At 39.5% G+C, this 24,312-nt stretch carries 23 protein-coding genes and 1 tRNA gene; 4 read left to right on the top strand and 20 right to left on the bottom strand.

What is annotated here, in order from left to right:
* Positions 1 to 95: 95 nt before the first annotated feature.
* From vncS to ACXYSM_RS02285, 9 genes are all read right to left on the bottom strand, one after another.
* Complete coding sequence (gene vncS / locus ACXYSM_RS02325) at positions 96 to 1,415, bottom strand: sensor histidine kinase VncS (RefSeq protein ID WP_458634209.1); 1,320 nt, start codon at positions 1,413 to 1,415, stop codon at positions 96 to 98.
* Positions 1,412 to 2,068: a response regulator transcription factor VncR gene (gene vncR, locus ACXYSM_RS02320; protein ID WP_458634208.1), complete on the bottom strand. Its 657-nt coding sequence runs from the start codon at positions 2,066 to 2,068 to the stop codon at positions 1,412 to 1,414. Before vncR ends, vncS begins: the two co-directional genes overlap by 4 nt.
* Before the next feature lie 71 nt (positions 2,069 to 2,139).
* Positions 2,140 to 3,519, bottom strand: coding sequence for an ABC transporter permease subunit Vex3 (vex3, locus tag ACXYSM_RS02315; RefSeq protein WP_458634207.1), 1,380 nt, complete (start codon positions 3,517 to 3,519; stop codon positions 2,140 to 2,142).
* 54 nt (positions 3,520 to 3,573) lie between these two features.
* On the bottom strand, positions 3,574 to 4,215 hold the full coding sequence (gene vex2, locus ACXYSM_RS02310; protein WP_441348393.1) for an ABC transporter ATP-binding subunit Vex2: 642 nt from the start codon (positions 4,213 to 4,215) through the stop codon (positions 3,574 to 3,576).
* A 13-nt stretch (positions 4,216 to 4,228) separates the two neighbouring features.
* Complete coding sequence (locus ACXYSM_RS02305; RefSeq protein WP_458634206.1) at positions 4,229 to 5,506, bottom strand: ABC transporter permease; 1,278 nt, start codon at positions 5,504 to 5,506, stop codon at positions 4,229 to 4,231.
* A gap of 134 nt (positions 5,507 to 5,640) precedes the next feature.
* Positions 5,641 to 5,726: transfer RNA gene (locus tag ACXYSM_RS02300), tRNA-Leu, on the bottom strand.
* A gap of 77 nt (positions 5,727 to 5,803) precedes the next feature.
* Entirely contained in the window at positions 5,804 to 6,379 is a 576-nt protein-coding gene (locus ACXYSM_RS02295; protein WP_458634205.1) for a cysteine hydrolase family protein, read from the bottom strand.
* Positions 6,379 to 7,167 (bottom strand): GTP-sensing pleiotropic transcriptional regulator CodY, encoded by a 789-nt coding sequence (gene codY / locus ACXYSM_RS02290; protein ID WP_016466100.1) that lies wholly within the window; start codon positions 7,165 to 7,167, stop codon positions 6,379 to 6,381. Before codY ends, ACXYSM_RS02295 begins: the two co-directional genes overlap by 1 nt.
* Positions 7,168 to 7,440: 273 nt before the next feature.
* Entirely contained in the window at positions 7,441 to 9,015 is a 1,575-nt protein-coding gene (locus ACXYSM_RS02285; RefSeq protein ID WP_036753502.1) for a DEAD/DEAH box helicase, read from the bottom strand.
* Between the two features lie 342 nt (positions 9,016 to 9,357).
* On the opposite strand from ACXYSM_RS02285, the gene ACXYSM_RS02280 reads away from it, so the two are divergent.
* The 4 genes from ACXYSM_RS02280 to ACXYSM_RS02265 all read left to right on the top strand — a co-directional run bounded on the left by ACXYSM_RS02280 (position 9,358) and on the right by ACXYSM_RS02265 (position 14,190).
* A complete protein-coding gene (locus ACXYSM_RS02280) occupies positions 9,358 to 10,674 on the top strand; it encodes an FAD-containing oxidoreductase (RefSeq protein ID WP_458634204.1) in 1,317 nt (438 codons plus the stop codon).
* A 192-nt stretch (positions 10,675 to 10,866) separates the two neighbouring features.
* The gene (murT, locus tag ACXYSM_RS02275; RefSeq protein WP_458634203.1) at positions 10,867 to 12,210 is read left to right on the top strand and encodes a lipid II isoglutaminyl synthase subunit MurT; all 1,344 of its coding nucleotides are present in this window, start codon (positions 10,867 to 10,869) and stop codon (positions 12,208 to 12,210) included.
* On the top strand, positions 12,210 to 12,992 hold the full coding sequence (gene gatD / locus ACXYSM_RS02270) for a lipid II isoglutaminyl synthase subunit GatD (protein ID WP_458634202.1): 783 nt from the start codon (positions 12,210 to 12,212) through the stop codon (positions 12,990 to 12,992). The genes murT and gatD overlap by 1 nt, the downstream gene beginning before the upstream one ends.
* Positions 12,993 to 13,107: 115 nt before the next feature.
* Entirely contained in the window at positions 13,108 to 14,190 is a 1,083-nt protein-coding gene (locus ACXYSM_RS02265) for a M24 family metallopeptidase (RefSeq protein WP_458634201.1), read from the top strand.
* A 274-nt stretch (positions 14,191 to 14,464) separates the two neighbouring features.
* On the opposite strand, the gene nadE is transcribed toward ACXYSM_RS02265, so the two are convergent.
* The 11 genes from nadE to murC form a co-directional block, all read right to left on the bottom strand.
* Positions 14,465 to 15,289, bottom strand: coding sequence for an ammonia-dependent NAD(+) synthetase (gene nadE, locus ACXYSM_RS02260; protein WP_458634200.1), 825 nt, complete (start codon positions 15,287 to 15,289; stop codon positions 14,465 to 14,467).
* A complete protein-coding gene (locus ACXYSM_RS02255) occupies positions 15,286 to 16,746 on the bottom strand; it encodes a nicotinate phosphoribosyltransferase (protein WP_458634199.1) in 1,461 nt (486 codons plus the stop codon). The genes nadE and ACXYSM_RS02255 overlap by 4 nt, the downstream gene beginning before the upstream one ends.
* Before the next feature lie 107 nt (positions 16,747 to 16,853).
* Positions 16,854 to 17,342, bottom strand: a complete 489-nt coding sequence (locus tag ACXYSM_RS02250; protein WP_458634198.1) for a DUF6773 family protein — start codon at positions 17,340 to 17,342, stop codon at positions 16,854 to 16,856.
* The gene (locus ACXYSM_RS02245) at positions 17,332 to 17,541 is read right to left on the bottom strand and encodes a helix-turn-helix transcriptional regulator (protein WP_006151491.1); all 210 of its coding nucleotides are present in this window, start codon (positions 17,539 to 17,541) and stop codon (positions 17,332 to 17,334) included. Before ACXYSM_RS02245 ends, ACXYSM_RS02250 begins: the two co-directional genes overlap by 11 nt.
* 149 nt (positions 17,542 to 17,690) lie before the next feature.
* The gene (locus ACXYSM_RS02240) at positions 17,691 to 18,101 is read right to left on the bottom strand and encodes a GNAT family N-acetyltransferase (protein WP_458634197.1); all 411 of its coding nucleotides are present in this window, start codon (positions 18,099 to 18,101) and stop codon (positions 17,691 to 17,693) included.
* A gap of 98 nt (positions 18,102 to 18,199) precedes the next feature.
* Positions 18,200 to 19,573, bottom strand: coding sequence for an amino acid permease (locus ACXYSM_RS02235; protein WP_458634196.1), 1,374 nt, complete (start codon positions 19,571 to 19,573; stop codon positions 18,200 to 18,202).
* An 82-nt stretch (positions 19,574 to 19,655) separates the two neighbouring features.
* Positions 19,656 to 20,138: a transcription elongation factor GreA gene (gene greA / locus ACXYSM_RS02230; protein WP_006148148.1), complete on the bottom strand. Its 483-nt coding sequence runs from the start codon at positions 20,136 to 20,138 to the stop codon at positions 19,656 to 19,658.
* A gap of 74 nt (positions 20,139 to 20,212) precedes the next feature.
* Positions 20,213 to 21,880 carry an endolytic transglycosylase MltG gene (gene mltG / locus ACXYSM_RS02225; protein WP_458634195.1) on the bottom strand — a complete coding sequence of 556 codons (1,668 nt, stop codon included), beginning with the start codon at positions 21,878 to 21,880 and terminating at the stop codon, positions 20,213 to 20,215.
* Between the two features lie 82 nt (positions 21,881 to 21,962).
* Positions 21,963 to 22,457, bottom strand: a complete 495-nt coding sequence (locus tag ACXYSM_RS02220; protein WP_320693853.1) for a GNAT family N-acetyltransferase — start codon at positions 22,455 to 22,457, stop codon at positions 21,963 to 21,965.
* The gene (locus ACXYSM_RS02215; protein WP_458634194.1) at positions 22,454 to 22,969 is read right to left on the bottom strand and encodes a GNAT family N-acetyltransferase; all 516 of its coding nucleotides are present in this window, start codon (positions 22,967 to 22,969) and stop codon (positions 22,454 to 22,456) included. The genes ACXYSM_RS02220 and ACXYSM_RS02215 overlap by 4 nt, the downstream gene beginning before the upstream one ends.
* Before the next feature lie 8 nt (positions 22,970 to 22,977).
* The gene (murC, locus tag ACXYSM_RS02210) at positions 22,978 to 24,312 is read right to left on the bottom strand and encodes a UDP-N-acetylmuramate--L-alanine ligase (RefSeq protein ID WP_006151975.1); all 1,335 of its coding nucleotides are present in this window, start codon (positions 24,310 to 24,312) and stop codon (positions 22,978 to 22,980) included.

Below are 24,312 nucleotides of genomic sequence, written 5' to 3'. Positions count from 1 at the left end.
TTTATCACTTTTTAACAAAAAAAGCTAGTTTTTCCTGTAGTTTGAATTGAATTTCTTCTATCTTAAAATATGTAACTTTCCTCAAAGTCCTATTCTTACAGGTCTTTAGGTAGGTTCATATAAAAGACTAAGTGATCTTCATAGCGTTCAAATCGATAGTCAATTTCTTCGCTTTCCAATAAACTTTTGACTACAAATAGTCCCAAGCCAGCTCCCTTACTTTGTCGACTAGAAGCTGTGAAGGACTGTTCAAATTTATCTTGTTCATCAGGTGTACAGGCGTTCTCTATAAATATCCAACCATCTTTTTCTCCGATTTTCAGATAGCTACCTTGAACAGAGTGTTTCACCGCATTGCTGATAAGATTGGAAAGAATCAGCTTGAGTACTGAAGGATTTAGATAAGTTTGTTGAACAGTGAGTTGATTCACTACTGATATTTCTCTCTCTTTTGCTAATAAGTTATAATCCTTTAATAGAAGATCTGTCATTTCAAGAAGGTTGATTTGTTCTTTCTTATCTCGCAATTCTTGCACTGAAGAAAGGGATAAGATTTGCTGAACGTGGTGAGTCAAATCATCCACAATACCCAAAGAAACTCCCAGATAATGGTCTCTATCTTTGTAGCGTCCAATATTTGCTTGCATATTTTCCAAAAGAATCTTTAGACTAGCAAGAGGTGTTTTCAGTTCGTGGGAAGCTCCTCGCAAAAACTCAACCTTCATCTTTTCTAGTTGGAGGATGGCCTCGTTTTTCTCATGCAAATCTGCAATCACAGTCAAGAGATGCTGATAAAGGCTGTTGATTTGTTCTTTAAGATCGCCAATTTCATCCTTAGAATCCACGTGCAACCTCACTTCTGCATCCAAATCCATCATACGTCGAGTCACTCGTTTGATTTCCAAAATAGGAGCAACAATGGTTCTAGCATAGATAAAGGCGATGAGGAGCGAAATGATGAAGGAAGCTAATAGCGTATAAGGCAAAAATTGCAGACTGATGTCTTCTGCTTCTTTCTGCAAATCCATAGAAGCTAAAAACTGTAAGGTCATCGTCTGACCATCCTTAGTTTGAACCTCTCTTTCTTCAATGACCAAGGAAGCCGTCTGTCGTTCTTTATTAATGGGAAGATTATCATTGACTTCCAACTTATCCTGAGTCATCTCTCCCTTAACAGCTCCCTTAATATCACTGCTTTGAGAATAAAGTTCAAGGACTTCCTGAATATCTTGACTGTCCTTTCCTTGGAGAGACTGGGCAATTTCTGTAGCCTTTTGCCCGATGCTTTCCTGACGGTGACTGAGATAGGTCAGGGGAAAGAGGAAATAGATGGCCAAATGCAAACAAATGACCAAGGTAGAAAATACCGAGAAGGTATAGATAAAAATTTTTTTAAATAAACCTGAACGTCTCATTTTCTCTCCAATTTATAACCAACATTGCGCACGGTAAGAATACAGTCTAAATCCAATTTTTTCCGTAGTTCCTTGATATAGACATCAATCACTCTGTCAAAAGGGATCTCATCTGTCATCTTCCATACAGCATCGATAATCTGCGACCGTGTTAAGGCTCGACCTTCATTTTTAACCAGATAGTCTAAAATTTCCAGTTCTTTTGCATTCACTGCAACTTCTTGACCAGCCACTTTGGCGCTATAGCTGTCAAAGTCTACCTCGGTGTCTCTATAGGTAAAAATACGACCAGTATCATAATAACGTTTAAAGATGGCATCCACTCGTACTTTTAACAAAGATAGAGAAAAAGGCTTTTCCAAATAACCATCTGCTAATGCAGCAAAGGCACTCATCTTATATTCTTCGTCCTGAAAGGCTGTCAACATGAGGACTGGAACTTGACTACTTTTACGGATTTCTGACAAAACCTCTAAACCATTGAGTTTAGGCATTTGAATATCTAAGAGAATCAAGGCAACTTGGTGATTGGAAAATTGTTCTAAGGCCTCAAGACCATCTGCAGCCTGAATCGTTTCATAGCCACAATCCGTCAAATAATCACTGATTCCCTCGCGAATCATATCTTCATCTTCTACAATTAGAATTTTCATATAAATCCTTTTCTATCAAAAATGCTACCTATATTATATCTCATTTGAATGAGAATAGGTAGCAGGTTTTTTTATTCACTATCTATCAAAAGTTCTTTTGGTTGTTTAAAGAGGAGATTGCTTGAAGCAAGCGCCATAACTAGTACTACTAGAACCAAGCCAAGTACAAAGATGATAGCAAAGTCAGAAGGTTGAATGGAAATATCCAGACTTGAAAGAGTCTTACTAAAGCCGTCAACTTCTGCACCACCACCAAGATTAGAGGCTTGTGCTGCCTTACTAGCTTGCTTAGCCACATCTGATGTGACATTTGCAAGAACTGTATTTCCAATAGTACGAGCAGTATAGTTGGCTAGGAAGTAAGCTGAAATTAGTGCTGGAATTGCAATCATAACTGCTTCTGTGATAAATTGTCCTAGAATACTTGCTTGTTTTAGACCAATTGAAAGGAGGATTCCAACCTCTTTACGACGGGCGTTAATCCATAGTGTCAGTAAGAGAGCCAGTAGAAGAACAGAGAAGCTCAAGCTACCCCAGAAGAGAAGATTAGCCATCTTGTACATTCCTGAGATAGATTGTTCAAGGGCAGGATAGTTAGATGAACTCTTAATCAAGCTATACATCTTCCAGTTGATGCCGTTGATAGACCCTAGTTCTTGCATGACAGTATCTAGGTTCTTATCTCCAGCCACAAAGAAGGTAGCATCTCCATAAATAGCTGTATCTTCTGTATAACCATAGAGTTGGGCTGCTGTGTGAATATCTGTGATAGCTGTATTCTCATAAAGTTCTTGTGAGTAGGTTACAGCAGATTTGTTGTGTCCATCAAAAAGTCCTTTGATCGTTACTTCTACTGTTTCCTTGGCTCCTTTTTCATTATCTGCATCGTAGATATTGGAGTTCAGTTTGACCTTGTCCCCTACCTTCCAGCCATGTTTAGCAGCCAAGTCTTTGTGCATGAGAATCTGGTATTTGTCATCGTTTGTTAAATGTTCTCCTTCAACCAGTTTGTAAGAGCCTGACACAAACTTGTCTTCTTTAGAAGAGTCATTGACACCTGTTATCATCAAGCTACTTCCAAAACGTTGAGCACGATCTGGAGTTAGATTTTTCTTGGTTTCAGGCGTTTCAATCAGTTCATAGCCTGTCAAATCACCGATAGCATTAATCCGTTTGATGTAGGATTCAATGGCCTTGTTCTCCGTAATTTTTTTGATATCTTCACCCTTGATATTCCCAGCACCACGTGGAGTTCCTTGATTGACCCTACGGTTGATTTGCATGGAGAAACTATTGGTGATATTTTTAAAGGTTTCTTGGGAAGCCTTGGCTGTCGCTCCCTTGATAGACAAGCCGACCAAACTCAAACTAGCCATCAAGAGAATGATAAGAAAGATCACAATAGACTTGAAAAATTTTCTTGTGACGTAGGCAAATGCGTTGTGTAACATAAGATTCCTTTCTAGATTTACTTCCGTTTTTAATATGTTTAAAAGTTTTAGTTACTATTTTTTTCTTGTTTCAGTCAGTTTCTTATCCTTCAATTCAAGTGTAATATCTGACGCCTGTGCCACTTCCTTACTGTGGGTCACAACGATTACACACTTGCCTGTTTTCTCAGCGAGAGATTTGAGCAAATCGATGATATCTCCAGCAGTCTTAGGATCCAAGTTTCCTGTTGGTTCATCCGCTAAAATCACTGGTGCTTCAGATACAAGGCTACGAGCAATGGCTACACGTTGTTGCTGCCCACCTGATAATTGGAGAACATTTCGCTTGATTTGACTTTCATCTAAACCAAGTTCAAGAAGGGTATCCTTGCTAGCTTTTTTATTAACCAAGCGGATATTTTCCAATGGAGAAAGATAATCAATCAAGTTATAGTTTTGGAAAACCAAAGAGATATGGTGCATGCGATGATAAGAATAACCTTGTTCACGAATATCCTTGCCTTCGAATAAGATAGCTCCTTCGACTGGGCTATCAAGTCCTGCTAATAGAGATAAGAGTGTGGATTTTCCAGCTCCGGATTCTCCGATAATACTATAAAACTTGCCAGGTTCAAAATCGTAATTGATTTTATACAATACTGCTTCTGCAGTGTTCTTGTAACGATAAGTAAGATCTTGTAATTGTAGTAAAGTCATGATTTCTCCTTTATTAACTGATGGATGATAAAATTTCTTTCGGTGATTTTCTAAATAAAAATAGGAAACAAAGTGCAACTGACAAGCAGCTAATTATAAGTAGGAAGATATAAGATTCTCCAAATGATAGAAGACTTGTTGAAAAATTCGTTGCTTTTGACAGAGTATCTTGTAGGGCAGCTTGGTCGCCACTTGCTAGTACAGTCTTCAAGAGATAGGAAGTAATAGCATTCCCAGCAACAAATGCAGGCAAAATAGATGCCAATGAAACTATGATGATTTCCAGGCAGAATTGACTAAAGATTGCTCCTTTTCCCTTACCTAGTGCCAATAAAATACCAACCTCGTAGACTCGCTCTCGTAACCAAAGTGACAAGACCAAGATCAGCGCTCCTACACCAGCAATCATAATACCATAGAGGAAAATCTGTAGGAAGGTTTGGAAGGTCGAAACTGAATCCTTGATTTGTTCAAAAGCCTTATTTTCCTTCTCGACTTGGTAACCTTTCGTTTCCAGGGATAACTTTTCAACTTCTTGAATGATACTATCCATATCTTTTGGATTTTCCAGATAGAAACGAGCGGCAGTTACTTGAGCTTCCTTATTCCCAAGAAGAGTTTGGCTACTTTCGTAGTCTGTATAGACCGTATTTTCACTAAAGTCTGATGATAGACCGGTAAATTTCTCTTGTTTTTGACCTGAGAAAATACCTACGATTTCATAATCTAGATTTTGTCCACTACTAGCTTCTACTTGTCCAGGACTTAAGTTGATCTTATCTCCTACTTTTAGATTGTTTTTCTTGGCTAAATCTTCGTGGATTAAGATTTTTTTACTGTCCCCTTTTTCGAGATGTCTTCCTTCTTTAAGACTAAAGGCAGAGCTTGTAAAGGAAACATCCTTGGATGAATCTTTCAAAGCAATCAAACTAATGAGATTTTTTTCAGCTTCTGTTAAATCATCCCTTTGGATACTTTGTTCTCCAGTGACCACTTCTTTGTCAGTTAACTTGGCTATTGTCTTAAGCTCTGGGGAAATCTCCTCAAGACCCTTTATCTTTTTAAGGTCATCTAGTTGAGACAGTTGAAAGGTCTGATCTGCTTCTATTCTTTTAATAGAAAAAGATGTATTCAATGAGCGATAGAGATTATTTTCTACTGTTTTGTTGGACTTCATGAGCGTCAAACAAGCCGATATTCCAGCCAATAAGACAAATAGAATCAGGAATAATATGAGACTTCTCAGTCGTTTTCTGCTGACGTAAGCCCAAGCTCTTTGAGTGGGATTCATATAGCACCTCCATATTTGTAAAACCATTATAATATTCAAATATGAAATGTTTATGAAATACCAAAAAAAGAGCAAAAATATTTTTGCTCTTTTTGATGAAAAATAAAAAGCTAGCCAAAGCTAGCTCACTACTATGCGGAGAGAGGGACTTGAACCCTCACGACCTAAAGCGGTCACAGGATCCTTAGTCCTGCGCGTCTGCCAATTCCGCCATCCCCGCGTCGATTACTTTACTAGTATATCAACTTTGAAAAAAATTGTCAAGACTTTTTTCAGATTTTTTCATCTTGAAATGTATTATTCTGTAATTTCAAGCAAATTTTCATCAACCAATTTCGCACCAAGTGTATTCTTGAAATGTCCAAGTGCAAAGGCATGATTTTCAGGCCAAATGGATGCAACTGCTGGTTTGACCACTTCTATTTGATAACCAAGATTATAAGCATCAATGGCCGTATGCAAGACACAAATGTCAGTAAGAACTCCTGTCAAAATGACTGTATCTACCCTACGCTCTCTGAGACGGATATCCAAATCAGTCCCAGAAAAAGCCGAATAGTGACGTTTGTCCATCCAGAAAACACGACTATCATCAGCATATTCCTGATAGAACTCGGCTAGTTTGCCATACAAGTTTCGTCCACTAGTTCCAATAATATTATGTGGTGGGAATAGTTTACTTTCAGGATGAAAAACATCATTTTCATCATGGGCATCGATGGTAAAAAAGATATAATCTCCACGTTCAAACGCCTTTTGGGTCACCCCATATATATCATCAGATATTGCTTGAGCTGGAGCGCCTGCAGTCAGTTTCCCATGATCCGCTACAAAATCTTCTGTATAATCAATCGAAATCAGCGCTTTAGCCATTAATAGTCCCTCTTTTTCACTTCTTCAAAAATATCTGGAATTAAAACTTTGAGATAGGTTCCCTTCATACCAAGAGAACGACTTTCAATAATCCCTGCAGATTCAAGTTTACGAAGGGCATTTACAATGACAGAACGAGTAATACCGATACGGTCCGCAATGACTGAAGCTGTTAATTGACCTTCATTACCATTTAATTCAGCTAGAATAGCTGATACTGCTCTAAGTTCAGAGTAAGAAAGGGTATTAACCGCCATAGTTACAGCCGTACGACGACGAATATTTTTCTCATCTTCCTCACGTTGGAAGTTCAAGAGTTGAATTCCTACTACTGTACTGGCAATCTCAACCAGAATCAAATCATCTTCTTCAAACTTTTTATCATTACGCCAAATGATCAATGAACCCAAGCGAATACCAGAGACATGGATTGGAGCAATCGTTGTCAAACCATCTGGGAAATCAGAACGACTCTCAGTTGGGAAAATTGTCAAATCATGCTCTACTGGAAGATTGGCCTCCGTATCGTAGATCATGTTCGCACCTTGCACATAATCTTCTGGGAAAGTCTTTGATTGGAAGAATTGCTCTACTCGGTCATTATTAGTTTTGTAGCGCATAAAGTAGCCCAACAAACGACCCTTGCTATTCACAATACAAGCGTTACAGTCAATAATATCTGCTAATTGACGTGTAATGGCATTATAAGGAAGCTCATCTTGTAATTGCTCCTCCGAACGCTTTAAAATTGATGTGATTTTTCTTGTTTTTTCTAATAAATGTGCCATTTTTTACCTCGCATATAATCGCTTTCATTATATCATAAAATTCTGACTTTTTCAACAATTATCTGAAAATTGTTTATTGAATTGCAATTCAAGTGTATTCGAAAATTTTTCCTATTTTTTTATTATTTTCTTATTGACAGCTTCCTGATTTTTTGATAGAATAATATCACAAGATAACAAATTTATAAATACAAACTTCTCGTATTACTTTTCATATGACTCTCGGTCTCCTTATATATAAAAGCGATCCACCTCAGTGAATCGCTTTTTTTGTTATTTATCTCCTTTGTTACGAATAACAAAGCCTGTTTTCTTCTCGCTTGAAGTATTGCGTGGTTTTTTAGTATCCTTACGGTAACGCTTCTCTTTATCAAAGCGATCCTTTGAACGTCCACCTTTACGATAGTCATCACGACGTCCATTGCCACGGCGATCACGGTCTCGACGGTCATCCCCACGACGGCCTCCTCGACCACCCTTGCCTTTGCCACCGAAGCCACCACCAGATGGTTTAAATGGTAAAGGTTTTTCACGGGCAATCTCAACCTCAGGAAGACTGTCTGGGTCTTGAACAGTTAGACTGAGAATATACATGGCCAATTCTTCTGGGCTGAATTCTGAGGCCAATTGACGAGCATCCTTGCCAAACTTCTCAAAGTTGCTACGAATCTCCTCATTCGCAAAATCACGTTCAATTTTCTTAAGAGCTACTTGCTTCTTAGCTTGGAAGGCTTCTTCTGCACTTGCAGGTTTAAGACCTTTCATGCGTTTCTTAGTTAAGTTCTCAATGATTTGTAGATACCCCATTTCATTAGGTGAAACGAAGGTAATAGACTGACCTGACTTACCTGCACGTCCTGTACGACCAATACGGTGAACATAACTCTCAGGGTCTTGTGGGATATCGTAGTTGTAGACATGAGTCACACCTGAAATATCCAAACCACGAGCAGCTACGTCTGTTGCAACGAGGACATCAAGATTGCCATTTTTAAAATCACGAAGGACACGAAGACGTTTGTTTTGGTCCAAATCTCCATGAATTCCTTCTGCACGGAAACCACGGATTTTAAGCCCACGAGTCAATTCATCCACACGACGTTTGGTACGACCGAAGACAATAGACAACTCAGGTTGATCAACATCCATGAGACGAGTCATGGTGTCGAATTTTTCTTGTTCTTTAACACGGATATAGTACTGATCTACCAGTTCTGTAGTTAATTCTTTGGCAGCAATCTTCACATGCTCAGGTTCTTTCATGAACTGAACACCAATCCGTTTGATAGCATCTGGCATAGTCGCTGAAAAGAGCAAGGTTTGACGATTTTCCGGTACACGAGAGATAATATCTTCAATATCTTCAAGGAATCCCATGTTCAGCATTTCATCTGCTTCATCTAAAATCAAGGTTTCAATATCATGTAATTTCAGAGCCTTGCGTTTAATGAGGTCAAGAAGTCGTCCCGGTGTTCCTACTACGATATGAGCCCCTGATTTAAGAGCCTTGATTTGTTTTTCAATACTTGAACCACCATAGACTGAACGGACTTTCACACCTTTACTACGACCAAATCGGAAAAGCTCTTCTTGACTTTGAACAGCCAGTTCACGAGTTGGGGCAATCACCAAAGCTTGGATAGTTGCTTCTTCTGTACGAATTTTTTCAAGGGTTGGTAAGCCAAAGGCTGCTGTTTTCCCTGTACCAGTCTGTGCTTGACCGATAACATCTTTTCCTTCAAGAGCCAAAGGAATGGTTTGCTCTTGGATAGGACTTGCTTCTACAAATCCTGCTTTTTCAACTTCTGCTAAAAGGTCGGCAGATAAGTTAAATTCATTAAATTTCACGTTTTTCTTCTTTCTAAAGGTGGTGCGAAGCCACCCTATAGCGCTTAATTTATACTTTTCTTTTCATGACGGTTTTTCATATCTTTATATGAAAGATCGTGTTGCTTCTTTTCCACTAAAGAAAAGTACTGCTTTCTTTGCAACTTATCTAGTATAACACAAGAGAGGGCCAAAAGATAGTCTAACCACTTGATTAAATCATGTAAACGATTTTTCTATTTTTTTGACTTGATTCTCCAAAGCTTTCGTGAGACTATTTTAGTCCAATATTTTTTCCCGTAGCAGATTTGTGCAAAAGTTTTTTTCTTGTGCTAGAATGAAATCAAATAGGAGGATTTAAAAATGTTAACATACGATTTAATTGTAATTGGATTTGGTAAAGCCGGTAAGACTTTGGCTGCTAAGATGAATGCGGCTGGTAAGAAAGTTGCTGTCATCGAGCGCAGTAAAGCGATGTATGGTGGTATTTGCATTAATTTTGCTTGTATCCCAACCAAGACTATGATTGTAGCAGCTGAAAAGGGCTGGTCATTTGACGATACCATGAAAGAGCGTGGTGCGGTGACAGGTCGTCTTAACGCTAAGAATTATAAAATGTTGGCAGACAATGGCGTTGATGTCATTGATGCAGAGGCACATTTCGTGTCAAATAAGGTCATCGAAGTAGTGGCTGGTGATGACCGCCAAGAGCTTACAGCTGAAACTATCGTCATCAACACTGGTGCTGTTTCAAATGTATTACCAATCCCAGGTCTTGCTACAAGTAAGAACGTCTTTGACTCAACAGGCATCCAAAACTTGGACAAATTGCCAGAAAAACTTGGAATTCTTGGTGGCGGTAATATCGGTCTTGAATTTGCAGGTCTTTATAACCGTTTGGGTAGCCAAGTGACTGTCTTGGATGCAGCGACTAGCTTCTTGCCACGTGTGGAGCCATCTATTGCTAAGTTGGCTAAGGAATACATGGAAGAGGACGGCATTGTCTTTGAGCAAGGTGTTAAAACATCTGAAGTTAAGAATGACGGCGATGAAGTTGTCGTTGTTACTGATAAAGGAGACTTCCGTTTTGATGCGCTCCTTTATGCAACAGGACGCAAGCCTAATATTGAACCTCTTCACTTGGAAAACACTGATATTGCCTTGACTGAACGTGGCGGTATCCAGGTTAATAAGCATTTGGAAACAAGCGTTCCAGGTGTCTTTGCAGTAGGTGATGTCAATGGTGGTCTTCAATTCACTTATATTTCATTAGATGATTTCCGTATTGTCTTTAATTACTTGACAGGGGATGGTAGCTATAATCTTGAAACACGTGGAGCTGTTCCAACCGCTATGTTCCTCAACCCACCTTTGGCACAAGTTGGTCTTACTGAAGACCAAGCCAGAGCAGCAGGTGGACCAGTTGCTGTCAAGGAACTTCCAGTTGCTGGCATGCCTCGTGGTCATGTTAATGGCGATTTGCGTGGTGCCTTCAAAGCTGTGGTAAACCCTGAAACTAAGGAAATCTTGGGTGTGACCCTCTTTGGTCAAGAATCTCATGAAATTATCAATTTGATTACTCTTGCTATGAACCATCATATCCCATACACAGATTTGGCTAAACAAATCTTTACTCACCCAACTATGGCTGAGAACCTAAACGATTTGTTTGCGATTTAATACTCTTCGAAAATCAAATTCAAACCACGTCAGCTTCACCTTGCCGTACTCAAGTACTACCTACGGCTAGCTTCCTAGTTTGCTCTTTGATTTTCATTGAGTATAATTTTAGAAAGCAGCCCTCGTCGGGCTGTTTTTTCTTCACTGAAATCTCAAATCTATCTTTTCTAGCTTTTATGATATAATAGAAACATGAAATTTAAAACTACTTTGGGCCTTCTTGCTGGGCGTTCTTCTCACTTTATTTTGAGCCGTCTTGGCCGTGGAAGTACGCTGCCTGGAAAACTCGCCCTTCAATTTGATAAAGATATTCTACAACATTTAGCAAACAACTACGAAATTGTTGTGGTAACTGGTACCAATGGAAAAACCTTGACAACCGCTCTCACTGTCGGTATCCTAAAGGAAATTTATGGTCAAGTGTTAACCAATCCAAGTGGTGCCAACATGATCACAGGGATTACGACTACTTTCTTGACTGCAAAATCTTCAAAAACTGGAAAAAATATTGCAGTACTTGAAATCGACGAAGCTAGTCTCTCACATATCTGTGACTATATCCAGCCTAGTCTTTTCGTTATCACTAATATCTTCCGCGATCAGATGGACCGATACGGTGAGATCTATACGACCTACAACATGATTTTGGACGCTATTCGAAAGGTTCCTACTGCTACTGTTCTTCTAAACGGTGATAGTCCGCTTTTCTACAAGCCTGCAATTTCAAATCCTGTTCAGTATTTTGGTTTTGATCTAGAAAAAGGTCCAGCGCAACTTGCTCACTACAATACTGAAGGTATTCTCTGCCCTGAATGTCAAAGTATTCTGAAATACGAGCTCAACACTTATGCTAACTTGGGAGCTTATATCTGTGAAAATTGTGGATGCAAGCGTCCTGACTTGGACTACCGTCTGACAGAATTGGTTGAGTTGACTAACAATCGTTCTCGTTTTGTTATTGATGGTCAGGAATATGGTATTCAAATCGGTGGTCTCTACAACATCTACAATGCTCTGGCTGCAGTTGCTATCGCTCGTTACCTAGGCGCTGATTCTCAACTGATTAAACAAGGATTTGACAAGAGTCGTGCTGTCTTTGGACGACAAGAAACCTTCCATATCGGTGACAAGGAATGCACACTGGTTCTTATTAAAAATCCTGTTGGTGCTACCCAGGCCATCGAAATGATCAAACTAGCTCCTTACCCATTTAGTCTATCTGTTCTCCTCAATGCTAACTATGCGGACGGGATTGATACCAGCTGGATTTGGGATGCTGACTTTGAGCAAATTACGGATATGGACATTCCTGAAATCAATGCGGGTGGAGTTCGTCATTCTGAAATTGCTCGTCGTCTACGTGTTACTGGCTATCCAGCTGACAAGATCACTGAAACAAGTAGCCTGGAACAAGTTATCAAAACGATCGAAGCTCAAGACTGCAAGCATGCCTATATCCTTGCGACTTATACGGCTATGCTAGAATTCCGAGAACTACTAGCCAATCGTCAGCTTGTTAGAAAGGAGATGAACTAATGGTTTATACTTCACTTTCCTCAAAAGACGGCAATTACCCTTACCAACTAAATATCGCCCACCTCTATGGGAATCTCATGAACACCTACGGAGATAATGGAAACATCCTCATGCTCAAGTACGTCGCTGAAAAGCTGGGTGCACATGTAACAATTGATATCGTTTCGCTTCATGATGATTTCGATGAAAATCACTACGACATCGCCTTTTTCGGCGGTGGTCAAGACTTTGAACAGAGTATCATAGCTGGTGATCTACCCGATAAAAAAGATAGCATTGACAACTTTATCCAAAACGATGGTGTCGTTCTTGCTATCTGTGGTGGCTTCCAACTATTAGGCCAATACTATATTGAAGCTTCTGGAAGACGCATTGAAGGCTTGGGTGTCATGGGACATTACACACTCAACCAAACCAATAACCGATTCATTGGTGACATTAAAATTCATAACGAAGAATTCGATGAAACCTACTATGGTTTTGAAAATCACCAAGGCCGCACCTTCCTCTCAGATGACCAAAAACCATTGGGGCAGGTTGTCTATGGAAATGGCAACAACGAAGAAAAGGTCGGTGAAGGTGTTCACTATAAAAATGTTTTCGGTTCTTATTTCCATGGGCCTATCTTATCTCGTAACGCCAACCTAGCCTATCGCTTGGTCACTACTGCTCTTAAGAAAAAATATGGTCAGGACATCGACCTTCCAGCTTATGAGGATATCCTTAGCCAAGAAGTTGCTGAAGAATATAGCGATGTTAAGAGCAAGGCAGAATTCGACTAATATTTAAATTCCAACATGCTATTAGCTGTTGGAATTTTTTTAGGTTCTTTTCCCCTTCTCCCTTGCATTTTCTCCTAATTTTTGCAAAAATAGAGGGGTAGAAAGAAGGTAGCATATGTCTAAATTACAACAAATCTTAACTTATCTTGAATCAGAAAAGCTAGACGTCGCTGTCGTATCTGACCCCGTCACAATTAATTACCTCACTGGCTTTTACAGTGATCCACACGAACGTCAAATGTTCCTCTTTGTCCTTAGAAACCAAGAACCGCTTCTCTTCGTTCCAGCACTTGAGGTTGAACGTGCGACTAGCACTGTCTCTTTCCCAGTAGTTGGCTACGTGGACTCTGAAAACCCTTGGAAGAAAATTCAAAATGCCTTGCCACAGCTTGATTTCAAACGTGTAGCAGTTGAGTTTGACAATCTCATCTTGACTAAATACCACGGTTTGAAAACTGTCTTTGAAACTGCTGAGTTTGATAACTTGACTCCATTGATCCAACGTATGCGCTTGATCAAATCAGCCGATGAAGTGCAAAAGATGATGGTTGCAGGTGTTTACGCCGACAAGTCTGTTAAAGTTGGTTTTGACAATATCTCTCTTGATAATACGGAAACTGATATCATTGCGCAAATCGACTTTGCTATGAAACGTGAAGGCTATGAAATGAGCTTTGATACTATGGTCTTGACAGGAGATAACGCTGCAAATCCGCATGGTATCCCTGGAGCTAACAAGGTTGAAAACAATGCCCTTCTCCTCTTTGACCTCGGTGTGATGGTGAATGGTTATGCATCAGATATGACTCGTACAGTCGCTGTTGGTAAACCTGACCAGTTCAAGAAAGATATTTACAACTTGACTCTGGAAGCCCAACAAGCTGCCCTTGACTTTATCAAACCTGGTGTAACTGCCCATGAGGTTGACCGTGCGGCTCGTGAAGTTATCGAAAAAGCTGGCTACGGCGAGTACTTCAATCACCGTCTCGGTCACGGAATCGGTATGGATGTTCACGAGTTCCCATCCATCATGGAAGGAAACGACATGGTTATCGAAGAAGGCATGTGCTTCTCAGTTGAGCCTGGTATCTACATCCCTGGTAAAGTCGGGGTCCGCATCGAGGACTGCGGTGTTGTTACCAAAGATGGCTTCGACCTCTTTACAAGTACTAGCAAAGATTTGCTTTATTTTGATTAGTCATAATTTTATAAATAAAAAAGGACGGGATATAAAATCTCGTCCTTTTCTGGTATTAACGCTTTGACGCAATAGCTATCTGGCTTGAAATACGTTTTTTCAAGCTTTTTCAAGCCTAGTCAGCCTTGCGGGGGTGGGATTACGAGATCGAACTCTTCGAGTTACCGAACCTACCTCGTTTTCCTGTTTCTATACTCGGGGTAAAAACCTCCCCCGGAGGTTATTCTTGCTTTCTAATTTCTAGGCAAGAAGGTAAAAGGTCCCTCGGACCTTTTTACTCCCAAAACGTATCAAACACTGTGATTGGTAAGTGGCGTTTGTGTTGGCCTTTGTGCCACCATTTTTCAATGGTTGCTTGGGCTTCTTGGCTGATTTGTTTACCTTCCAGGTAGTCATCAATCTCTGCGTAGGTTACACCGAGTGCAACTTCATCTGCCAATCCTGGTTTCTCTTCTTCTAGATCGGCAATCGGTACTTTTTCATAGAGAGCAGGATCAGCTCCGAGCTCCTTCAATAGTTGTTTTCCTTGACGTTTATTGAGGCGATAGAGAGGAAGAATATCTGCACCGCCGTCACCGAACTTGGTAAAGAAACCTGTGACATTTTCTGCAGCATGGTCAGTACCAATAACTGCTCCACTATGAGCTCCTGCGAGTGCATATTGGGCAATCATCCGGCTTCTAGCCTTGATATTCCCTTTATTAAAGTCTGACATTGGACTACCAGTAGCCTCTACTGCCGCTGCCATTGCATCTACAGAATCTTTAATATTAACGACTAGGCTAACATCTGGTTTGATGAAAGCAAGGGCTTTTTGGGCATCATCCTCATCTGCTTGAATTCCATAAGGTAGGCGAACTGCTATAAATTTATAAGAATCATCACCGGTTTCAGCTCGCATTTCTTCCATAGCTAGTTGGGCAAGGCGACCAGCTAAAGTCGAGTCTTGTCCACCAGAAATACCTAATACAAAAGTTTTTAGGAAAGGATGTTTTCTTAGGTATTTCTTTAGAAAATCTATCGAACGACGAATTTCTTCTTGCGGATTGATGACAGGTTTAACCCCTAGTTGTTGGATAATGGTATCTTGCAAACTCATTCTTCTTCTCCTTCGCCCAGAGCTTCCTTACGCATCTTATCGATCAAGTCCATCTTGTCTTGCCATACATCACGAGCCAAGTCAACAGGATAATGTTGTGGATTAAGTACGCGTTTGTATTCGTCCCAAAGCTTGTCAAATTCCTTACGAGCATAAGCTTGAATTTCAGGAAGACTTGGTAAATCATAGACTAGCTTACCGTCCTTGAAGATGTTTACCAAGAGAGGAACGGCATCAAAATTACGGACAGTCTTCTTGATGTAAGTATAGGTTGGATGGAACATCTTAATTTCAGTCATGCTAGCAGCATCGACACCGTCATAGGTAATGTAATCACCTTCTGACTTGCCTTTTTCACGACTGGTGATGCGCCAAACTTGTTTCTTACCTGGTGTTGAAACCTTCTCTGCATTGTTTGAAAGTTTGATAGTATTGCGCATCTGACCATTTTCATCTTCAATGGCAACAACCTTATAAACTGCTCCTAGAGCTGGTTGGTCATAGGCTGTGATGAGCTTAGTCCCGACACCCCAGACGTCAATCTTAGCTTTTTGCATCTTGAGGTTAAGGATGGTATTTTCATCAAGATCATTGGATGCATAAATCTTAGCATCCGTAAATCCTGCCTCGTCCAGTTGTTGACGAACTTTTTTAGAAATATAGGCGATATCTCCAGAGTCAATGCGGACACCAAGGAAATTAATCTTATCACCAAGTTCACGCGCAACCTGAATCGCTGCTGGAACACCGATGCGAAGAGTATCATAGGTATCTACTAGAAAGACACAGTTTTTGTGCGTTGAGGCATAAGCCTTGAAAGCCTGATAATCATTCCCATAGACTTGAACCAAGGCATGAGCATGAGTACCTAAAACCGGAATCCCAAAGAGCTTACCAGCACGCACATTACTAGTTCCATTGGCACCACCAATGACGGCGGCACGAGTTCCCCAGATAGCTGCATCCATTTCTTGCGCACGACGTGTACCGAACTCCATCAAAGGCTCATCTTCAATGACCGAGCGAATACGAGCAGCTTTGGTCGCAATCAAGGTTTGAAAATTGACAATATTCAAGAGGGCTGTTTCAACCAATTGACACTGCGCCAAAGGGCCTTCCACTTGAACGATTGGTTCATTGGCAAATACTAAGTCCCCTTCTTGAGCAGAACGTACCGTCAATTCCAACTTGAGATTACGGAGATATTCCAGGAAGGCACCATGATAACCCAGTGATTCTAAATAAGCAATATCACTATCAGAAAAGCGCAGGTTTTCTAGGTAGTTCACAATTCGTTCCAAACCTGCAAAAACAGCATAACCATTTTTAAACGGTTGTTGGCGGAAATAAACTTCAAAAACTGCTTTCTTGTTATGAATTCCTTGGTCGAAGTAAACCTGCATCATGTTAATCTGATACAAATCTGTGTGCAATGTTAAACTGTCATCTGGGTACATATACTGTCCTTCTTCCCTATTTGTAAAAAGATGAAAATGTTTCTTCTTTTCTCATAAATTAGTACTATTATAACACATTTTACCGAGATGGATAAAAAGTTAACAAGCTATTCTATGCTCTCGAGCTCATCCATATCTTCTTCATATTTTTTCTGGGCCCATTGACCATAGCTTTTCAAGCCTAAATTTCCAATGAAGCCCCAAGGAAGATAAAAGAGATAGGTAAAGCCCCAAGCAGAAAGGTATTTGAAGTTCAATGGATTATGCTGATAAATATCTTTATTGAACTGATAGTTTTGTAGCATTAAAATAGTTGTGATGAGTAGTGTCACTAATAAACATCCCTGAATCGTAAAATGAAACCGACTATAGTAGGTCACACCGAGATTGCGAGCTCGGTTGAAAAAGTAAAAAGTCCCAATAATGATAATGATGAGCATCATGCTCGGATTAAAAAGGCTTGGCGCAAATACTGCAATTAAGTAAGTTAGGAATAATAATCCTATAGAAATGTGAAAAGTTTCTGCACCTGCTTTATTCATCAGTTGTTCTTCTCTTTCATCAAGTAATTGATAATAAAATAATCTATTTTTCATCTTCTTCCTCCCAAAATAATTGATCTAAAGTTTTGCCTAAGCATCTGCAAATGGATTGGCAAAGTGAAAGCGAAGGATTGTACTTTCCAGCTTCTATCAAGCCGATAGTCTGCCTAGTGACACCCACAGCTTCTGCCAAATCACCTTGTGTCATGTCAAGCTCCACTCGAGCTAACTTTAATTTTAAATTCTTAACCACTTGTTACCTCCTCCTTAATTTTAAAAGTCGCGTTTCTTTTTCCAACTTTATTATATCATATATTTTACATTATGCAATATATATCTGTCATTTTGTGAGATTTTTTTTACAAAAAAACTCTACCACTTACATGATAGAGAGTTCTATGTTTACAAATCTTTTTGATAATAATGTCTTTGTCCAATGTAGGGATAATCTTTTAAGGTAAAGACTTCCTTGTAGCCCTGCTTTTGATAAAAGGCTGGCGCTTGAAACTGATAGGTATTCACAAAAGCAAAGCGACAGTTTCTCTTTTTAGCTTCACTTTCTGCTTGGTGCAATAGTTGGGATCCGATTCCTTGTCCTCGCAAGTCCTCCTTCACAAACAAATACTCAATTTCTAACCAATTCCCGAAAGTCTCTGCTACTAAGCCAGCCATGATTTCACCATGTTTATCTTCGACATAAAGGTTTAGTGGTTCACTTTCAGCAACTTCTCTTTTGGAACGATTATAGGAGCGAATCAAGTCTCCTATTATTTGCGATTTCTGAGACTCTGTATTTTCCAATCTTATCTGCATCCAAACCTCCTCGAAGATACTTATAGCTTGATTATAGTCTTATTACCAAGAGCTGTCAAACTAGAAAACTCATCAACCAGAGTTGATGAGCTTCTGACTTATTTTCTAAATTTCCATTGGCTATAAATACCAAAAGCAACAATCCAGATAGCTGAACCTCTTGCTCCCATTACAGTCGATTCTTGTAAGAAGAGAGTTCCAAATACAAAGATAAAGAAGAGCATAGTCAGAGGATTTAGCAAGCGATATTGGGGCATGAGATAGCCATCTGCCATAAAGTCTTTTGACTTGCGATACTTAAGATGGGCCACCATGATTAAGATGTAGATGGCGATATAAACACCTGATGAAGAAGCCGTAATCAAAGCAAAGGCATCTGATACGCCAGGAAGTACATTGATGAAGGCTGCAAGACCAATCAATACCGCAGAAGCAATGATAGCATTCTGAGGAACGTTGTGGCGTGAAAGTGTATCTGCCTTAATAGCTTTCAAGAAACGATTTGGTGAATCATGGGCAATTTGGTACAAGTGACGGCCTGTTGAGTAAAGAGTTGAATTCAAGGCTGACGCAGCGGAAGTCAAGACAACAAAGTTAATCAAGGCTGCTGCCCACTTAAGACCAACAAGTTCAAATACCGTTACAAATGGTGAATCCGTCGCAGAAAGCTCACGCCAAGGAATAATAGACATGATGGCTAAGAGAGCCCCACCGTAGAAAAAGATAATTCGCAAAGGAATTTCCTTAACCGCCTTAGGCAAGACTTTTCGAGGATCTTTGGTTTCAGATGTTGTAACGCCGATAAATTCAATCATCAAGTAAGCAAAGAAAACCATTTGAAAGGCCATGATAAAGTTCATCCCACCATTTGGGAAAAGAGAGAATTGATCACTGATATTGGCAAGACTTGCTGATCCATAAGGAGTTTCAAAGCCAGTCAAGACCATAAAAATACCCGTCGCAATCATGGCAAGAATAGCAACGATTTTAATCATGGCAAACCAAAATTCCACTTCACCAAATATTTTAACTGCAATCAGATTGACCAATCCTAAAATTGTTAAAAAGACAACCTGAATCAACCAAGATGGCCAAGACGGAAACCAAAACTGAACATAGTGAGCGATTGCTGTAATCTCAGCCATACCAATAAAGACTACTGATAACCAATAAGACCAAACCGAGAAATATCCCCAGCCCTTTCCAAGATAGCGAGTAATAAAATTGATAAAGGTGTGTTGCTCCGGGTCCTGGTACAACATTTCTCCGATAGCACGCATCATGAGATACATGAAGCCACCCGTAATCATATAGACCAAGACAATCGAAGGTCCTGTTAAACTAATCGAGCGACCTGCCCCGAGGAATAATCCTGTCCCGATTGTACCAGCAATGGCCATAACCTGAACATGGCGATTGGTTAGGCCACGCTCCATTTTACTCTTCTTTTTGTACTTTTTTTCTGAATTCATCTAGTCTCCTTAAGTTTTTAAAAAATAAGAAAAGGAGTGATGGAAAACGCTTTCCCTAAATTCACTCCTTCTTTTTATACCATTAAGCGGTTTTTTCAACCTTTAAGATTTTAACATCATAGCTTCCAGCAGGTGTTTCGATTGTAACAACATCACCTTTTTTCTTACCAATCAATGCTTGACCAATTGGGCTTTCATTTGACACTTTTCCTGCAAAAGCATCTGCTCCAGCTGAACCAACGATAATGTATACTTCCTTTTCGTCTTCTCCAACTTCTTGGATTGTTACAGTTTTTCCGATAGCAACTTCATTTTTTGCGACGGCATCACTGTTGACAATTTCAGCATAACGGATTTTAGTTTCCAAACTAGAGATTTGTCCTTCAACAAAGGCTTGCTCATCTTTCGCTGCTTCATACTCACTGTTCTCTGACAAATCACCATATGAACGAGCAATCTTGATACGTTCTACAACTTCTGGACGACGTACTAGTTTCAATTCTTCTAATTCTTTTTCGAGTTTTTCCTTTTCTTCCAAGGTCATTGGATATGTTTTTTCTACCATTTTTCTCAACTTTCTTTTGATTTAATTAATAAATATATGCTTTAAAGCAAAATTATGTGGAAAACCACATAATTTTAGTTTGTGCTATTTGATTGAGGTAATTTACTATTGATATGTTCTTGAACATTACGATCATGTTCTTCTAGTGTTGTTGCATAGTAAACTTTACCATCTTGAACATTGGCTACAAAATAGAGATATTCACTCTTAGTCTGATTGATACTTGATTCGATAGCATCCAAGCTTGGGCTATCAACTGGTCCAGGCATTAGACCTACTTTTGTATAGACATTGTATGGTGAATCAATAGATGTATCAATGGCTGCATCATCAGAGAGACTGATGTTTTGACCAAGTTTTCCTTCTGCGTAAAGGATAGCGATATTACTTTGAAGTGGCATACCAAGGTTTAAGCGGTTATAGAAGATTCCTGCAATCAGCTTACGATCTTCTGTTTTTGCCCCTTCTTTCTCAACAAGTGATGCAATTGTTAAGAGCTCATTTACGGTCAAGTTCTTTTCTTTGATCGCAGCATAGTGTGAAGAAAGGTTCTTATCCATAGCTGCAAGCATTGAATCAATTAAACTTTCAACAGTTGTACTTTCTTTGATCGTATAAGTCGCAGGGAAAAGATAACCTTCTAAACGGTAACGAACACCACTATCTTTTGCTGGCAAGCTTTCAAGCAAGTTTGGATATTTGGCAACCTCTTGAGCAATAAAGGTCTCATCTTGGGCCTTAGCCATGAATGCTTCCGCTGTCAAAGGTTCCTTAAAGTCACCTTGAAGTTGGCCAACAGTTTGAGCAATTTGTTCCAAAGTATAGCCTTCAGGAATAGTCAAGTCTGCAAGAGCAACTTCCTGAGGTTCAGGTGTACCACCCTTTTGCAACTCTTTAATGACATCTTCAACACTCATACTCTTTTGCAAGTTGTAATAACCAGACTTCAATCCAGTGTAGTTTTTATACTTGGCATAAAGTGTAAAGACCAAACCGTTCTTAATAACACCAGATTTTTCCAAAACTGAGCCAATTTCTTGAGTATTAGCACCATCTGGAATCTGAACTGACATATATTGTTTAGAACTTGGATCTACTGGTTGTAGAGCTGATTCAGCATAGCGAAGGCCAAAGAATCCACCAGCACCAATTAGAATCAATAATACCAAAACTGTTACTAAAAATCCTTTTAAGCGGGACTTCTTCTTTTTCTTGACTGGTTTCACAGTCTCTCTCCGACTTCTTCTAGGAAGGTCTGCTTCTTCAGTAGCTTCTTGACTTGTCAATTCTTCCTTGTGTGACGCAAGGTTTACTGTTTCTTTTTCTGGAACAGTATCAAATGCACGATAAGAAACTGAAACTCTAGTTGGAATTGAATTATTTTCTTCTTTTTCCGGAATTGATTGAGATGACTCAACTACTTCTTCTTGTACTGCTTCTGGAATTTCTTCTTGTACTTCCTCTGCAGCTTCTTCTGGAAATTCTTCTACAAGAACAGGACGCTCAGGAACAGTTGGGGCATTATCAATCAATTGATCAACAGCTGCAACTGATTTTGCAATCAACTCCTCTTCCGAAATACTTGGTTCCTTTTTTTCTGAAGTTGCTTCAGAAGGTTTTGCTAAAGTTGAAAAAAGGTCATCCGTTTGTTCAACTTCATTTGCTTCTTTTTTTAGTCGTTCTAAATCTCGCAAAATTTGCTCTTTAAAACTCAACTTTTCTTCATTTGAATTTTCGCTCAAAGGTATTTACCTCCTTGTTGATAATCCTTAATATTATATCTTAAAAACTAAAGAAAAGCAACCTTAGAAGCCTTTCTACTCACTAATTCTTGTTTTCCCAGACCATATCATACCATTCTTCTCCCGCAAATTGGGACTTAGACTTTCCTTCATTGACAAAACCATGCTTCTCATAGTATTCAATAAGGTAGTCATGACAGGTCAGATTGATCCCCTCTCGTTCATGCTTAAGAGCCACTTCTTTCAATGCGGTCAGGAGTTTTTTCCCTAGTCCTAGAGATTGAGCTTTTTTTGCTATCGAAAGACAAGTCACAGATATATATCCGCCTTTTTGACGACTGTGGTCTTTTATTTCTTCAGTGAAAGACTGGTCTTGTAAATAACGATGAGGGACTACTGGTCCTTCGATATAACCGAGTATCTCTCCCTCTTTTTCAGCCACTAGAAAGCTCGTTTTTATTTCCTTTAAATGTGCTTCAAAGACAGATCGAGGTATGGCTTCTTCAATAGAAAAATTCTCTAATTCAATCTCTAAAATACGGTCTAAATCACTCAGTCTAGCTTGTCGAATAATCATAATTCCTCCTGATAAAAGGGATTCTTCCAGCACATGAGAAAATTAACTTCATTTCCGAATCCCAGATCTACTATTCCTTGCTCTATAAATTCATTCATCTCAAAATAAGACAGCAATTCATCTTTACAGACCAGATAAATAGCTGGACTATTTTGTTGAAGAGCAACTTGTTTCATGGCTGCAAGCAACAAGGTTCCAAATCCTTGCCCTTGATAATTCGGATGAACAGATAAAGCATCAATAACAAGATTTCCATTACTAATAGCTTCTCCATCTGCCATCTCTGCTATCCATCTACTTACTGAGGATGTAGCAAAATCTGTCGCTAAAATATAAGCAATCACCTGATCATCCAAACTAGCTAAGAGAAACGTATCCGCAAAATTACGGATACGTTCTTCTATTATTTCTCTATTAAATGTTTCTTGGAAGTTTTGAGTACTCTCCTGTATCAAGCAAACCTGCTCGATATCAGATTGCTGAACTTCCCTTATTTTAATTGGAAATTCCATGGTGTTCCTTACTGAACATTACTTGTCAAATTTGACAAGAGACGTTCGAATGAGTATTCATATGATTGAATGTCACCTGCTCCCATAAAGACGTATACAGCATTATCATGGTCTAAGAGCGGAGACACATTTTCAACAGTGATAACTTGATGTTTTTTATCAATCTTAGCTGCTAAATCCTCAACCTTAACATCACCATGGTCCACTTCGCGAGCTGATCCATAGATTTGAGCTAAGTAAACTGCATCAGCCTGATTCAAGGCCTGTGCAAAATCATCCAACAAAGCAATTGTACGAGTAAAGGTATGCGGTTGGAAAATAGCAACGATTTCCTTGCTTGGGTATTTTTGACGTGCAGCATCTAGAGTTGCAATGATTTCAGTTGGGTGATGCGCAAAATCATCGATAATGACTGTATCGTTAACAATCTTTTCGGTAAAGCGACGTTTAACGCCTCCAAAAGTATTCAAGTGTTCACGCACCAAATCCAAGTCAAAGCCAGCAGTATAAAGCAAACCAATTACTGCTGTTGCATTCATGATGTTGTGGCGACCAAAAGTTGGAATGTGGAATTGACCCAACTCTTGTCCACGGAAATGAACTGTGAAGGTTGAACCTGTAGTAGAACGAAGCAAATCACTGGCTACAAAGTCATTGTTGTCTGCTTCAAAACCGTAATAATAGATTGGAGCATTTGCCGTAATCTTACGCAACTCAGCATCTTCACCGTAGACAAACAAACCTTTGGTGATTTGTTTAGCATAATCATTGAAGGCGTTGAAGACATCCTCTAAGCTTGTGAAATAGTCAGGATGGTCAAAGTCGATATTCGTAATAATAGAGTACTCTGGGTGATATGGCATGAAATGACGTTCGTACTCGTCTGATTCGAAGACAAAATACTTGGCATTTTCAGAACCACGACCTGTACCATCTCCAATTAGATAGCTTGTATCAGTGATGTGTGACAAAACGTGAGAAAGCATACCTGTTGTTGAAGTCTTACCGTGTGCTCCAGCAACTCCCATGCTGATAAAGTCACGCATAAAGCTACCAAGAAACTCATGATAACGTTTATAGCTTAGTCCATTCTTGTCTGCATAAGCAATTTCAACATTGTTGTCTGGACGAAAGGCATTCCCAGCGATGATTTCTAAATCCCCTTGAAGATTCTTCTCATCAAAAGGCAAAATTTTGATACCTGCTTGCTCCAATCCACGTTGTGTAAAGTAGTATTTCTCTACATCAGACCCTTGGACCTTATGCCCCATTTGGTGCAACATCAAGGCCAAGGCACTCATCCCTGATCCTTTAATTCCAATAAAATGATAGGTTTTTGCCAT

The sequence above is a fragment of the Streptococcus sp. V940 genome, assembly GCF_054353495.1.
This window is presented reverse-complemented; position numbering and strand designations above follow the sequence as displayed.

What these genes read in the sequence shown, in the direction of transcription:
- vncS (WP_458634209.1), bottom strand. Translation starts at nt 1,415, where the DNA reads ATGAGACGTTCAGGTTTATTTAAAAAAATTTTTATCTATACCTTCTCG.
- vncR (WP_458634208.1), bottom strand. Translation starts at nt 2,068, where the DNA reads ATGAAAATTCTAATTGTAGAAGATGAAGATATGATTCGCGAGGGAATC.
- vex3 (WP_458634207.1), bottom strand. Translation starts at nt 3,519, where the DNA reads ATGTTACACAACGCATTTGCCTACGTCACAAGAAAATTTTTCAAGTCT.
- vex2 (WP_441348393.1), bottom strand. Translation starts at nt 4,215, where the DNA reads ATGACTTTACTACAATTACAAGATCTTACTTATCGTTACAAGAACACT.
- ACXYSM_RS02305 (WP_458634206.1), bottom strand. Translation starts at nt 5,506, where the DNA reads ATGAATCCCACTCAAAGAGCTTGGGCTTACGTCAGCAGAAAACGACTG.
- ACXYSM_RS02295 (WP_458634205.1), bottom strand. Translation starts at nt 6,379, where the DNA reads ATGGCTAAAGCGCTGATTTCGATTGATTATACAGAAGATTTTGTAGCG.
- codY (WP_016466100.1), bottom strand. Translation starts at nt 7,167, where the DNA reads ATGGCACATTTATTAGAAAAAACAAGAAAAATCACATCAATTTTAAAG.
- ACXYSM_RS02280 (WP_458634204.1), top strand. Translation starts at nt 9,358, where the DNA reads ATGTTAACATACGATTTAATTGTAATTGGATTTGGTAAAGCCGGTAAG.
- murT (WP_458634203.1), top strand. Translation starts at nt 10,867, where the DNA reads ATGAAATTTAAAACTACTTTGGGCCTTCTTGCTGGGCGTTCTTCTCAC.
- gatD (WP_458634202.1), top strand. Translation starts at nt 12,210, where the DNA reads ATGGTTTATACTTCACTTTCCTCAAAAGACGGCAATTACCCTTACCAA.
- ACXYSM_RS02265 (WP_458634201.1), top strand. Translation starts at nt 13,108, where the DNA reads ATGTCTAAATTACAACAAATCTTAACTTATCTTGAATCAGAAAAGCTA.
- nadE (WP_458634200.1), bottom strand. Translation starts at nt 15,289, where the DNA reads ATGAGTTTGCAAGATACCATTATCCAACAACTAGGGGTTAAACCTGTC.
- ACXYSM_RS02255 (WP_458634199.1), bottom strand. Translation starts at nt 16,746, where the DNA reads ATGTACCCAGATGACAGTTTAACATTGCACACAGATTTGTATCAGATT.
- ACXYSM_RS02250 (WP_458634198.1), bottom strand. Translation starts at nt 17,342, where the DNA reads ATGAAAAATAGATTATTTTATTATCAATTACTTGATGAAAGAGAAGAA.
- ACXYSM_RS02240 (WP_458634197.1), bottom strand. Translation starts at nt 18,101, where the DNA reads ATGCAGATAAGATTGGAAAATACAGAGTCTCAGAAATCGCAAATAATA.
- ACXYSM_RS02235 (WP_458634196.1), bottom strand. Translation starts at nt 19,573, where the DNA reads ATGAATTCAGAAAAAAAGTACAAAAAGAAGAGTAAAATGGAGCGTGGC.
- greA (WP_006148148.1), bottom strand. Translation starts at nt 20,138, where the DNA reads ATGGTAGAAAAAACATATCCAATGACCTTGGAAGAAAAGGAAAAACTC.
- ACXYSM_RS02220 (WP_320693853.1), bottom strand. Translation starts at nt 22,457, where the DNA reads ATGATTATTCGACAAGCTAGACTGAGTGATTTAGACCGTATTTTAGAG.
- ACXYSM_RS02215 (WP_458634194.1), bottom strand. Translation starts at nt 22,969, where the DNA reads ATGGAATTTCCAATTAAAATAAGGGAAGTTCAGCAATCTGATATCGAG.
- murC (WP_006151975.1), bottom strand. Translation starts at nt 24,312, where the DNA reads ATGGCAAAAACCTATCATTTTATTGGAATTAAAGGATCAGGGATGAGT.